Genomic DNA, 12,839 nt, shown 5'->3' with positions numbered 1-12,839 from the left:
TGAAAACTCCGGAAGAGGTCGAGTACGCGGTTACTTACCCGCGGCTTCCTTGCTGACGAGCCACTGAGTGAGCTCGACGGCCTGCGGATAGCCACCGGCGCTGCTGGGCGACAAGCGGTATTTGCCGTTGACGATGATCGCCGGCGTCCCATCGACCTCGTAGGCGCGCACGAGTTCATCTGCGCGCTTCATCTTGGTGGTAATGGTGAAGGACTTGGCGGTGGCGACGAAGTCTTCCGGCTTGACGCCGTACTTCGCGTAGAACTTTGCGACGTCGTCGATCGTCGGCCAGGCGGATTCCGGCTTCCGGCGATTGTTGGAGCTGTCCAGGATACCGAGTTCGCCACTCTTGTTCACGGCATCGAACATGGCGTCGTGGCTCTGCTTCTCGATGCCGAGGGCCTGTGCGGTGAGGAAGGCGCGCTGCAGCAGCGGCCAGTTCTCATCGGGCCGGAACGCGGCGGGCGTGTAGGTCATGACCGCGCCACGGGGAAGGTCTTTCGCCAACTGTTCGACGAGGCCGTTGAACTGGTAGCAGAACGGGCAACCGTACGAGAACACCTCGGTGACTTCGATCTTGCCCGGCGTGCTGGTCGGCTGGGCCGGATCGATACGGAAGTAGTTCTTGCCCTCGACCCACTTGCCTTCGTCCACGAAGGGCTTGGGCGCGGGGCGGGTGGCGTCGTCGGCATCGGCGGCCGGTGCGGCGGCCGGCGTGACCGCGACAGCCGTGCTGCCGGACGGCGCCGGTGCGGCGGTAGAGGCCGGGGTCGGTGTCGTCGTCGCAGCAGTCGCGGCGGGGGCTGGCGCGGTAGCGGCAGCGGGAGGCGTGGTGGTTGCAGCGTCGTTGTTACCGGAGCCGCAGGCCGCCAGACCGAAAAGGGCGGCACAGAGCAGGGGAAGGCGCAGTCGCATCGGGGATTCCTTTTCAAACCTTCTGAACGAGAACGGGCCCGAAGGGCCCGTTCGATCGTCCAACTTTAACGCCATCAGCGCGTCGCGGGTGTGTCCGCGTCGTTCGTGTGCAGGCCTTCGATGTAGCTGGCCAGCGCGGCGATGTCTTTTTCGTCCAGTTTCTGTGCGATCGAGGGCATGATCTTGGCGTGGGCGTCGTCGCCCCAGGCCGTGCCGTCGTGCCAGGACTTGAGCGTGGACTCAATGTACTTGGCGTGCTGGCTGGTCAGCTGCGGGTACATGGCACCCGGGTTGCCGCGACCGTCGGGACCATGGCAGGCCATGCAGGCCGGGATGCCGCGTGCGGTGTCGCCTTCGCGGTAAAGCGTCTGGCCCTGATCGACGAGAGCCTTGTCGGCGACGCCGGGCAACGACTTCTGCTTGGCGAAATACGCGCCGATGTCGTGCATGTCCTGCGGCGTCAGCGGCGCCGCCATGCCCATCATGATCGGGTTCTGACGTTTGCCCGCCTTGAAGTCGGTTAGCTGGCGGACGATGTACTGCTCGCTCTGGCCGGCCAGGCGTGGGTTCGCGGGGTCCGTCGAGTTGCCATCCATGCCGTGGCAGGCACCGCAGGCGGCGGCCTTGCCCTGGCCAGCCGTGGCGTCGCCAGGCTTCACTGCGGCGGTCGCGTCGGCCCCTGGGGCGCCCGGCGCCACGGTGGCTGCTTCGTTGGTCGGCATGCCCGGCGTGGCCGGATCGGCCGCTGGATTCGCCCCTGGCTTCGCTGCGGTGGTCGCCGGAGCCGGCGCAGACGCCGGCTTGGCAGGTGCTGCGGTCTGGGCCGCGGCTAGGTTCATGACGAGCATCGCGGTGATGGCAGCGGCGGCGTGCCGAAACTTCATAAGTCTCTCCAAGGGGGATGCTTCTGGATCGGGCGCGCTTCCCCACGCGCCGCAACCAAAAGATTATGAGGGGCCCGGGAGAGCCCGGTCAAACCGCGTCACTGCGCGAGGGTGCGCCGTATCGCATACACTGCCCGACCATTGTTTTTCCCGCCCGGCGGGCTATCCCCCCATGTCTTCCAATCCGCTCAACGGCGCGACCTTCGTCCTGGCCGCCCACGAAATCGTCCAGCTGCCCTTCGACCAAGGGGCCGAAGTGGCTTTTGCCGGACGCTCCAACGCTGGCAAGTCGAGCGCACTGAACGCGCTGACGGGGCATAACGCCCTGGCGCGTACCTCGAAGACCCCGGGGCGCACCCAGCTGATGGTCGTGTTCGACCTGCCACGACTGAAGACCGAAGGTGCCGAGCCGCTCGACTGCCGCCTGGTCGATCTTCCCGGCTATGGCTACGCGAAAGTGCCCGAAGCCATGCGCAAGCACTGGCGCGGTGAGATCGACGCCTACCTGAAAATGCGTCGCAGCCTGCGCGGTATCGTGCTCATCGTCGATATCCGCCACGAACTCAAGGAGTTCGACGCGACGATGCTGCAGTTCTGCGCCGACACCCAGCTGCCCTGCCATGTGCTGCTGACCAAGGCCGACAAGATCTCGCGCAGCCAGGCCCAGAAAGCACTGGACGCCATGCGCAAGCATTTCCGCGACACCAACGTGCCCGGTACGGCGCAGGTCTTTTCCTCGAGCGCCAAGACCGGCGTCGACGAAGCCCGCGCGCGCGTCATGGAACTACTGGCTACGCCGCGCCCGCACGAACTCTGAGGCTGCCGCCCGGGCTCAGGCCAGCGTGGCCATGAAGACGCGGCAGAGTGCTTCCATGCCCTTGCGGTCTTCGTCGTCGAAGCGTGCGATGGACGGGCTATCCACGTCCCATACGCCGAGCAGGCTGCCGTCGGCCTTGACCAGGGGCACGACGATCTCCGAATTGGACGCGGCGTCGCAGGCGATGTGCCCGGCGAACTCGTGGACGTCGCGGATCAGCTGGGTTTCGCGGGTTTGCGCGGCCGTGCCGCAGACACCGCGACCGATCGCGATCCGGATGCAGGCCGGCTTGCCCTGGAACGGACCGACGACCAGTTCCTTGCCGTCGAACAGATAGAAGCCCGCCCAGTTGATGTCCGGCACGGCGTCGAACACGAGCGCGGCGAAGTTCGCGGCATTGGCGATCATGTCCGGCTCGCCCGCCAGCAGGCCCTGGGCTTGCTGCACCAGCTCCGCGTACAGGGTGGCTTTGTGGTCGGTGGCGATGGCCTTGGCTTCGAACATGGCGGTATCCGGTGAGTCGGTATCTGGGACCGTGTATGGTGCCACGTCCCCGTTCCCGCAAGGCTCCAGGCTCCCATGTCGCGACATTTCTTCGTGGCCGGCACCGATACCGGCATCGGCAAGACCCATGGCGCGCAGACCCTGGTCTACGCCTTCCGCGAACAAGGCGAACGCGTGGCGGGCATGAAACCGATCGCCAGCGGATCCGCCCGCCATGCGGACGGCCTGCGCAACCAGGATGCCCTCGACCTGTTGGGGGCAAGCACGCCGCCCCCGCCCTACGACCTGGTCAATCCCCTTGCGCTGGAAGAAGCGGTCGCGCCGCATCTGGCCGCGGCGCGCGCACGCCAACCGATCACGTGGCCGCCGCTGGATGCCGCGTTCGCGACGCTCACCCGCGACTACGACCGGGTGATCGTCGAAGGCGTGGGCGGATGGATGGTGCCGCTGGGTGAAGGCATGTCGACCGAGGACATTCCACGTCGCTGGAACCTCCCCGTGATTCTCGTGGTGGGCATTCGCCTTGGCTGCATCAGTCATGCGCGCCTCACTGCGCGGGCCATCGTGGCGGATGGTTGCACCCTCGCCGGTTGGGTCGCCAACGTCGTCGAATCGGACATGCCACTGCGCGAGGAGAACATCGCCACGCTGCGCGAACTGTTGCCTGCGCCCTGCATCGGCGTGCTGCCGCATCGCGTTGCGCCCCGGGATGCGGCGTTGCTTCTCGACCTGGATCTGCTCGCCTGACGGCAAATTCACGCCCTCCAGCTTAACTAGGACGCCATGACGACCTATTTCCTTTCCGTAAAAGACATGAGCAAGGCGAAGGGTCCCGACCCTGACCTTTCCTTCGAAGGCATCGGCCCGGAAAAGCTGGCCGCCGACATCGCCGACGCCATGCGCAGCGACAGCCTCTTCCAGCGCTGGCGCGCCAAACAGCCCGAGCCGGACGAGGTCGACCCCAGCCTTGGCGTCACCGACGGCAGTGCGTCGGCAAAGGGCGAGCTTTCGAACGACCGTACGGACGTGCAGCTGACGACCAGCCTGCCCATGCGCATCGTCAAGCATCGCCTGAACCTGCTGATCGGGTCGAGCTGGGAACTGCGCGACACCCGCTGATCCCGGCCTCCCTCTGCAAACCCCCTGACCGATGGCGGTTGTCCTCGGCGGCCCTGCGCCGCTAGAGTCGCCGCTTTGCCCACCGTCAGGGATTCGTTGCCCATGCTGAAGGTACGTAGCCTCGTGATCGCCACTTCGATCGCCCTCACCGCCGCCTGCTCGTCGTCGAACGACGCCGACAAGGCCGTGGCACCCACGCCTGCGCCTGCTGGCTCCGCGCCCGCGGCCGCTGCGACCACCGCGAGCGCTGCCCCTGCCGCCCACGTGAATCCCCTGTTGACCCAGAGCGAGCTGCCGTTCCAGGCGCCGCCGTTCGACAAGATCGTGGATGCCGACTTCCAGCCGGCCCTCGAAGAAGGCATGAAGCAGCAGCTGGCCGAAGTCGAGGCCATCGCAAATTCGGCCGAAGCGCCCACCTTCGACAACACCATCGTCGCCTTCGAGAAGTCGGGTGTGCTGCTCAAGCGAGCACAGAACGTGTTCAGTGCGCTGACCGGCGCCAATACGAACGACACCCTGCAGAAGGTGGACGAGGACATCTCCCCGAAGCTGGCAGCGCACAGCGATGCGATGTATCTCAACGACAAGCTGTTCAAGCGCGTCGAAACCCTTTATGAAAAGCGCGCTTCGCTCAAGCTCGATCCGGAGTCCGCACGCCTGCTTCAGGTCACCTATGACGACTTCGTGCACGCCGGCGCCAAGTTGTCCGAAGCCGACAAGACCAAGCTGAAGGACCTCAACAAGGAAGAATCGACCCTCAGCACCAGGTTCACCAATGTGCTGCTCGCGGCGACCAAGGCGGGCGCGCTGGTCGTCGACGACAAGAAGGCGCTGGACGGCATGTCGGACGCCGACATCGAAGCGGCCACGGCCGCCGCGAAGGACCGCAAGCTCGACGGCAAGTACGTCGTCACGCTGCAGAACACCACGCAGCAGCCGGCCCTGCAGGGTATGAACGACCGCGACACCCGTGAGAAGCTGTTCAAGGCCTCGTTCGACCGCGCCGAACACGGTGATGCCAACGACACGCGCGAGATCATCACGCGTATTGCCCAGGTCCGCGCGGACCGCGCGAAGCTGCTCGGTTTCCCGAACTACGCTGCCTGGAAGCTCGACGACCAGATGGCCAAGACGCCGGCCGCCGCCGAGAAGTTCATGGAGCGTCTCGTGCCCGCCGCCGTCGCCCGCGCCACGGCGGAGTCGAAGGATATCCAGCAGGTGATCGACCAGGACAAGGGTGGCTTTCAGGTCCAGGCCTGGGACTGGGACCACTACGCCGAGAAGGTCCGCAAGGCGAAATACGACCTCGACGAATCGCAGATCAAGCCGTACTTCGAACTCGACAACGTTCTGCAAAACGGTGTGTTCTATGCGGCCAACCAGCTCTACGGCCTGACCTTCAAGGAGCGCAAGGACATTCCGGTGTATCAGCCGGATGTGCGCGTGTTCGAGGTGTTCGACAAGGACGGCACCTCGATGGCGCTGTTCTATTGCGACTACTTCAAGCGTGACAACAAGAACGGCGGCGCGTGGATGAGCAACTTCGTCGACCAGTCGAAGCTGTTCGGCACCAAGCCGGTGGTGTACAACGTCGCCAACTTCACCAAGCCGGCCGCCGGGCAGCCTGCGCTGCTGTCGTTCGACGACGTGACCACCATGTTCCATGAGTTTGGCCACGCATTGCACGGCATGTTCGCCGCCGCGCAGTACCCGTCGCTGTCCGGTGCGAACACCGCGCGCGACTTCGTCGAATTCCCGTCGCAGTTCAACGAGCAGTGGGCTTCCGATCCGAAGGTCTTTGCCAATTACGCCAAGCACTACCAGACCGGCGCGCCCATGCCGGACGAACTGGTCGAGAAGATCAAGAAGGCGAAGAGCTTCAACCAGGGTTACGCGATGAGCGAACTCATTTCGGCCGCGTTGCTCGACATGCAGTGGCACATGATCGCGCCGGGCGCGCCGAAGCAGGATGTCGACAAGTTCGAGGCCGACGCGCTGAAGAAAGCCGGCTTCACCCTCGCCCAGGTTCCCCCGCGCTATCGCTCCAGCTACTTCCAGCACATCTGGGGTAATGGTTACGCCGCCGGTTACTACGCCTACCTGTGGACCCAGATGCTCGATTCCGATGCGTTCGAGTGGTTCAAGGAGCACGGCGGCCTTACCCGCGAGAACGGCCAGATCTTCCGCGACAAGATCCTCTCGCGCGGCAACACCGAAGAGCTCGGCAAGCTCTACCGCGACTTCCGCGGCAAGGAGCCGAGCATCGAGCCGATGTTGAAGGATCGTGGCTTGAAGTGAATCTGCTGGAAATCGGGCGGCGAATAATGCCGCCCTTTTTTCCTGAGATTAGCCGACGGGTCAGACGGGTCGGGGTAGATTTCCGCGGCCTGCCCGAGCTGTCAGCTCACGGCGAAAATGTTGTCGATGCGGTCGTCCATTCCAACCGAGAAGCCGACAGCCCATATCAGATTACCGCCTTCGGGTACGATCGCGACCTCCCGCCCCGTGGATGGCGACGGCTCAATATCGACCCTGATCTCTTCATCGAGTTCAGGGTCGACGATTTTTTTGTTCCAGTAACCGATAGCAGAGTACGGAGTGGCGCCCCACCGGATCGAGACCCAGGCACGCGTGCAGGGCTCCTCGAGAATAAGGACGACGGATGTGAAAAAGTCAGGAATGGTGCAGGCGATCGCAATGCCCGACACGAACTGGTCTCCAGCCCCCACGTTTACCAGCGCGGCAGGTGCGAATTGCCGCGAAACGTAGATCTTGACGCCTGGAGCGAGGTCGTGCGTTGAGCCGGCGGCAAACTCACCTGCTCCCAAGTTGTCGAAGTTGATCGATACCCCGCGTTCGCCGCGAGGTGACTGAGCGTGGGTCGAGTGGCCGCGGTTTGGCAGGGTGAGGCCCGAATTGCGCCTGGAGGACATGAGCATGGACTACTCCTTGTTGAGAGAACTCTCACGCCGCGACTGATCTATGAATTCGATTCGCGGCGATCCTTTGATCCGGCTTGCTCGTGACAACGCGCGGCCGCCCTCGCCGGTGCGGGCGGCTACGAAACCTGTGCGTGGCTCGCTAAAGCTCGAGACTGATCCGCGAGATCTGCAGCAAGCCGCCTCGCCACAGGATGCCCTGGACTTCATTGAGCGCCTCGGCCTGGTAGTCCAGCGTCGTCGAGAATCCGCTGCCGCTGCCGCTGCCGCTGCCGCGTGAACCGTGGTGCGACTGGCAGATATGAAACGACTGCAGTTCCGCAGGCCCTGCCAACGACTGGCTGGGTGATCTCAGGAAGGTGATGCGCGATTCCACGGCGCCGGCAGGCACATGAACGGTGCAACGCGCGCGGTCGTAGGCGTGGCGAAAGATCAAGCGGCATTCATTCTGCCTGCCGCGTATGCCTGTCACCACGCAGCCGTCGTTCGTCGATTCGATGACGACGTCGGCGTTGCCCGCGATGACCAAGGTCTCTGGCAATTCGAGCGTCTCACCCGCCTTCAGCGTGCGAGGGCTGGCATCGCGAAAGTTTTCTACCCATGACTGTGCTGCCAGTCTGCCCAGCTCGGACGTGCCGTCCCGGTGGGAAGTCATGAACTCCCGGACGCTCGCGGTGTACCACGATGGCCGTGGGGACGACATCTTGCCCGCGGGGCGCGGGCGCGGGACTTCGGATTGGACAGCAGGGGATAGCGGTGTAGCGGACATCTGCAACATCATGTCGCGGCCCTCCAGGATGGATGGGCGCCGAGTTCCGGTCGGCGCGATGTCCGTCAAGCAAGCTACATAACGGGGCCGCGCGCAATATAACTTTCGTTGTAGGCGCCGCCGAAGCGGCTCCACATGGTTTTGGTCTTACTCGCCGATGGTGAGCAGTGACGCGTTGCCGCCGGCGGCCGTGGTGTTGATCGTGAGCGTGCGCTCACCGGCGAAGCGGAGCAGGTAGTGCGGGCCGCCGGCCTTCGGGCCGGTGCCGGACAGGCCTTCGCCGCCGAACGGCTGCACGCCGACCACCGCACCGATCTGGTTGCGATTGACATAGCAGTTGCCGACGCGTGCACGGCTCTGGATGTAGTCGATGGTGTCGTCGATGCGGCTGTGGATGCCGAGCGTGAGGCCGAACCCGGTGCCGTTGATCTGCTCGACTACCTTGTCCAGCTCCGAGCCCTTCCAGCGGATCACGTGCAGCACGGGGCCGAACACTTCGCGGGTGAGCACGTCGAGCGACGGAATTTCGTAGGCGCGCGGACCGAAGAACGTGCCATTCGCGGTTGCGTCGTTGAGCGGCACTTCGCCGATCTTCTTCGCTTCCTTGTCCATGCGCGCGGCATGGTCGACGAGAATCTGCAGTGCGTCGTTGTCGATCACCGGGCCGACGTCGGTCGAGAGCAGGCCAGGGTCGCCGATTTTCAGCTCCGCCATGGCACCGGCGAGCATCGCGGTGACCTTGTCGGCGATGTCTTCCTGCACGAACAGCACGCGCGCGGCCGAACAACGCTGGCCAGCGGACTGGAACGCCGAAGCGATCACGTCCTTGACGATCTGCTCCGGCAGCGCCGAGGAGTCGGCGATCATCGCGTTCTGGCCACCGGTTTCGGCAATCAGCGCGGCGATCGGGGCGTTGCGTGCCGCGAGCGCGCGGTTGATCGCCCAGGCGGTGTCGGTCGAGCCGGTGAAGGCTACGCCGGCCACGCGCGGGTCGCGGGTGAGCGCGGCGCCGACGGTGGCACCGTCGCCCGGCATGTACTGCAGGACATCGGTCGGCACACCAGCGGCGTGCAGCAGCTTCACCGCGGCGTAGCCGATCAGTGCGGTCTGCTCGGCCGGCTTGGCGATCACGGCGTTACCGGCGGCGAGTGCCGCGGCCACCTGGCCGAGGAAGATCGCCAGCGGGAAGTTCCAGGGGCTGATGCAGACGAACACGCCGCGGCCGTTGAGGAAGAGCTGGTTGCTCTCGCCGGTGGGGCCGGGCAGCTGTTCGGGCTGACCGAACAGGCGGCGTGCCATCGTCGCGTAGTAACGCAGGAAGTCAGCGGCCTCGCGGATTTCCGCGATGGCGTCCGGGAGGCTCTTGCCGGCTTCGCGCACGCACAGCGCGATGAACTCGGGGCGGTTGTGCTCGAGCTGCTCGGCAGCGTGCTCGAGGATCGCGGCGCGGCTGGCAGCCGGCAGGCGGTCCCAGGCAGGCTGGGCCTTCACGGCGGCGGTCAGGGCGCGATCGACGAGGGCCGGATCGGTGTTCTCGACGGTACCGATGATGCGGCGCCGATCCGACGGATCGGTGACCTCGACCTTCGTGCCGGCCGTGGCGCCACCGGCGACCAGCGGAGCGGCGGTCCACGGACCACTGTGACGGTTGACGGCGTCGGCGAGCTCGTGGAGCTCGTTGTCGTTAGCGAAGTTCATGCCCATGGAATTCTTCCGAAGTTCACCGTACAGATTGACCGGCAGGGGGATGCGGGGATGGGGAATGGAGGCGAAGGCGCGCACCGTCTCGCAGGGATCGGCAACCAGATCGCGCACCGGCACGCTCTCGTCGACCACGCGGTTGACGAAGCTGGTGTTGGCGCCATTCTCGAGCAGGCGGCGCACGAGGTAGGGCAGGAGGTCTTCATGCGTGCCCACCGGCGCGTAGACGCGGCAGGGCACGTTGAGCTTGTCCTTGCCGATCACCTCGGCGTAGAGATCCGCGCCCATGCCGTGCAGGCGCTGGTTCTCGTACGGACGACCCTGCGCCAGGTGGTTGATCGCGGCGATCGTATGCGCATTGTGCGTGGCGAACTGCGGGTAGACGGCGTCGCCCGCCGGCGGCGAACAGGCGGCGCGCGCAGGCGAGGTACGAGACATCGGTGTTCGGCTTGCGCGTATACACCGGGTAACCGGTGAGGCCGTTTTCCTGCGAACGCTTGATCTCGGCGTCCCAATAGGCGCCCTTGACCAGGCGCACGAACCAGCGGCGACCGGTGGCACGGGCTTTCTCGGTGACCCAGTCGATGACGAACGGAGCGCGCTTCTGGTACGCCTGGATGACGATACCCAGGCCGTTCCAGCCTTCCAGCGAGGCATGCTCGAAGACATCGCCGATGATGTCGAGCGAGAGCTCAAGGCGGTCTGTTTCCTCGGCGTCGACCGAGAGCGCGATGCCGTTCTTATAGGCCAGCTGTGAAAGCTCGAGCAGCTTGGCGCCGAGCTCGATGCGGGCGCGGGCGCGATTGGCCACTTCATAGCGCGGGTGCAGCGCCGAGAGCTTCACCGAGATCGACGGGGCCTCGAGGTTGTTCTTGAACGGGCCGCGGGCACCGAGCGCATTGATCGCGTCACGGTAGTCCTGCTGGTAGCGCTCGGCCGTTTCCTGCGTGAGCGCCGACTCGCCGAGCATGTCGTACGAGTAACGGTAGACCGCGTGCTCCTTCTCGGCGGAGCGATCGAGGGCCTCCTTGATGGTGCGGCCCATGACGAACTGGTGGCCCATGATCCGCATGGCCTGGCGCACGGCAAGACGCACGACCGGCTCACCCGCGCGACCGACCAGACGGCGCAGGGCGGAGGTGAAGTCGTGGCGGGTCTCTTCGGCGAGGTTCACCAGGTGGCCGGTGAGCATCAGGCCCCAGGTGGAGGCATTGACGAAAACCGATTCGCTCTGGCCCAGGTGCTTCTTCCAGTCCGCCTCACCCAGCTTGTCGCGGATGAGCTTGTCCGCCGTTGCCTTGTCCGGAATGCGCAGCAGGGCTTCCGCCACGCACATCAGCAGGACGCCTTCCTCGGAGGAGAGGTCGTACTGGCGCATGAAGGACTCGACCGCGCTCTGGTCCTTGGCGCGCGCGCGAACGCGCGTGACCAGGCCGGCGGCGACATCGATCACGTGCTCGCGCTCAGTCGGGGGCAGGGTCGCCTGGGCAAGGAGGTCGTTGACGGCCTCGGTTTCGTCGCGCAGCCAGGCGGCCGTGATTCGCGCGCGGGCCGGCTCGGCGCCAGTCGGGAGTTCGGGACGGAGGATCGATGGGTTCACGGGGAAGTGGGGTGCATGGGGAGACCGCCCATTGTAGGGGACCTCGGGCCCGGGTGTGTGTTGCACGGCGGGAGGCCCCTGCGGCACGCCGCCTGCGACAACACGTCCCTTCCCAACCTTGCCGCATTTTGACCAGCGCCCTATCATCCCTCGGGTTCCAGGCACGCTGGACTTTCCATGAACGTGCTTCGACCGACCGTCGCGGGTCAGCCGCGCGTGTTGTGGCTCAGGCCCAACCGTGCGCTGGACAAGCTTGGTCTGCGTCGACTGATCATGGGTCTGGCGGCGATAGCCCTGGCGACGGCGTCGTTCGGCGCGTGGCAGGGGAATGTTTTCGCTCCCGTGTTCGCCCTGATCGAAACCTTCGTCGTGGGGTTCGCGCTTGGCGCGGCCTGGAGGGCCGGCGACAGGGGTGAACGTATCGCCATCGGGCCGGATACGCTGGAGGTGAGGGTGGTACCCGGGCATCGGGTACGGCGCTTCCAGACGTATTGGGTCAGGGTGGGTCTGGCGCCGGGGGATGGACGTCAGCGTCTGTTGCTCAGGTCGCACGGCAACGAGCTCGAAATCGGCGCCTTTCTCGGGGAAGAGGAACGGGTCGAGGTGTCAAGGAAACTCATGGTGCTGCTGGCCGAGGTATCGAGTCAGACGCGCAGGTAGGTTCATTAAAGGTGCAAGACATGACATCTGGCGGCATCGGACGATCGGTTTCGGCGTGGACGGCAGGCGCGATGGCGCTGTTCGGTGGGCAGGCATGGGGCAATCCCGTCGCCAACCAGATGAACATGACCCAGGGTGTGAGTGAGTGGTCGCCCTATGCGATGCACATGGTCGCCCTGTGGGTGTGCGTGGTCATCGGTGTCATTGTGTTCGGCGCCATGTTCATCGCGATGTTCCGCTTCCGGAAGTCGCGCGGCGCGGTCGCCGAGAAATGGGCGCACAGCACCAAGCTGGAAGTTGTCTGGACGGTCGTTCCCGTCATCATCCTGATCTTCCTGGCGAATCTCGCCACGGGCGGCCTGACCTCGTTCGCCGATACCACCGGCGCCGACATGACCATCAAGATCACCGGCTACCAGTGGAAGTGGCGCTACGACTACGTCGACTACCGCGGCAAGGGCGTCGACAAGGTCGGCTTCGTGTCCAAGCTGGAAGAGTCCTCGGACCGCACCCGCCAGCTCAAGTCCAACCTCGACCCGGAGAAGATCCAGGTCGACGGCTACAACACCTATCTGCTCGACGTCGACAAGCCCCTCGTGGTGCCGGTCGGGGTCAAGATCCGCTTCATCATTGTCGGCGGCGACGTCATCCACTCCTGGTGGGTGCCGGCACTGGGCTGGAAGATGGACGCGATCCCGGGTATCGCCAATGCGGCCTGGACCAAGATCAAGGAGCCCGGTGTCTACCGCGGCCAGTGCGCCGAACTGTGCGGCCAGGACCACGGCTTCATGCCGATCGTCGTAAAGGCCGTGCCGAAGGCCGAGTTCGAACAATGGCTGGCGACCCAGGAAGACGAGGCCACGATCAAGAAGGCCGCGCAGACCGCCCAGAACGCTCCCGCCCCGGCTCCCCAGGGTTAATCCGCATATGT

The 12,839-nt window shown here is 65.2% G+C and carries 11 protein-coding genes and 1 pseudogene; 6 read left to right on the top strand and 6 right to left on the bottom strand.

Going from position 1 to position 12,839, the window contains the following annotated elements; translation table 11 throughout:
- Positions 1-30 precede the first annotated feature (30 nt).
- Positions 31-915, bottom strand: a complete 885-nt coding sequence (locus ACVWWJ_RS21280; protein ID WP_456969384.1) for a thiol:disulfide interchange protein DsbA/DsbL — start codon at positions 913-915, stop codon at positions 31-33.
- Positions 916-989: 74 nt separating this feature from the next.
- Positions 990-1,799, bottom strand: coding sequence for a c-type cytochrome (locus ACVWWJ_RS21275; RefSeq protein ID WP_456969383.1), 810 nt, complete (start codon positions 1,797-1,799; stop codon positions 990-992).
- Between the two features lie 172 nt (positions 1,800-1,971).
- On the opposite strand from ACVWWJ_RS21275, the gene yihA reads away from it, so the two are divergent.
- Positions 1,972-2,616 carry a ribosome biogenesis GTP-binding protein YihA/YsxC gene (gene yihA / locus ACVWWJ_RS21270; RefSeq protein ID WP_159889411.1) on the top strand — a complete coding sequence of 215 codons (645 nt, stop codon included), beginning with the start codon at positions 1,972-1,974 and terminating at the stop codon, positions 2,614-2,616.
- 15 nt (positions 2,617-2,631) lie between these two features.
- Here the strand turns inward: yihA and ACVWWJ_RS21265 are convergent, their stop codons facing one another.
- Positions 2,632-3,120 (bottom strand): GAF domain-containing protein, encoded by a 489-nt coding sequence (locus tag ACVWWJ_RS21265; protein WP_456969382.1) that lies wholly within the window; start codon positions 3,118-3,120, stop codon positions 2,632-2,634.
- A gap of 75 nt (positions 3,121-3,195) precedes the next feature.
- On the opposite strand from ACVWWJ_RS21265, the gene bioD reads away from it, so the two are divergent.
- From bioD to dcp, 3 genes are all read left to right on the top strand, one after another.
- Positions 3,196-3,867, top strand: coding sequence for a dethiobiotin synthase (gene bioD, locus ACVWWJ_RS21260; protein ID WP_159889407.1), 672 nt, complete (start codon positions 3,196-3,198; stop codon positions 3,865-3,867).
- Positions 3,868-3,903: 36 nt separating this feature from the next.
- A complete protein-coding gene (locus ACVWWJ_RS21255; protein WP_159889405.1) occupies positions 3,904-4,239 on the top strand; it encodes a hypothetical protein in 336 nt (111 codons plus the stop codon).
- Between the two features lie 102 nt (positions 4,240-4,341).
- A complete protein-coding gene (gene dcp, locus ACVWWJ_RS21250; RefSeq protein WP_456969381.1) occupies positions 4,342-6,537 on the top strand; it encodes a peptidyl-dipeptidase Dcp in 2,196 nt (731 codons plus the stop codon).
- A gap of 101 nt (positions 6,538-6,638) precedes the next feature.
- On the opposite strand, the gene ACVWWJ_RS21245 is transcribed toward dcp, so the two are convergent.
- The 3 genes and pseudogenes from ACVWWJ_RS21245 to putA form a co-directional block, all read right to left on the bottom strand.
- Positions 6,639-7,178 carry a hypothetical protein gene (locus ACVWWJ_RS21245; protein ID WP_456969380.1) on the bottom strand — a complete coding sequence of 180 codons (540 nt, stop codon included), beginning with the start codon at positions 7,176-7,178 and terminating at the stop codon, positions 6,639-6,641.
- 142 nt (positions 7,179-7,320) lie between these two features.
- Positions 7,321-7,833 (bottom strand): hypothetical protein, encoded by a 513-nt coding sequence (locus ACVWWJ_RS21240; RefSeq protein ID WP_456969379.1) that lies wholly within the window; start codon positions 7,831-7,833, stop codon positions 7,321-7,323.
- 261 nt (positions 7,834-8,094) lie between these two features.
- Positions 8,095-11,248, bottom strand: a pseudogene (putA, locus tag ACVWWJ_RS21235) (bifunctional proline dehydrogenase/L-glutamate gamma-semialdehyde dehydrogenase PutA).
- A 177-nt stretch (positions 11,249-11,425) separates the two neighbouring features.
- On the opposite strand from putA, the gene ACVWWJ_RS21230 reads away from it, so the two are divergent.
- Together ACVWWJ_RS21230 and coxB are read left to right on the top strand one after the other, a co-directional pair.
- On the top strand, positions 11,426-11,908 hold the full coding sequence (locus ACVWWJ_RS21230; protein ID WP_200851473.1) for a DUF2244 domain-containing protein: 483 nt from the start codon (positions 11,426-11,428) through the stop codon (positions 11,906-11,908).
- Between the two features lie 20 nt (positions 11,909-11,928).
- Positions 11,929-12,828: a cytochrome c oxidase subunit II gene (gene coxB / locus ACVWWJ_RS21225; RefSeq protein WP_456969378.1), complete on the top strand. Its 900-nt coding sequence runs from the start codon at positions 11,929-11,931 to the stop codon at positions 12,826-12,828.
- The last annotated feature ends 11 nt before the right edge of the window (positions 12,829-12,839 follow it).

The organism is Luteibacter sp. HA06 (assembly GCF_054061215.1).
This window is presented reverse-complemented; position numbering and strand designations above follow the sequence as displayed.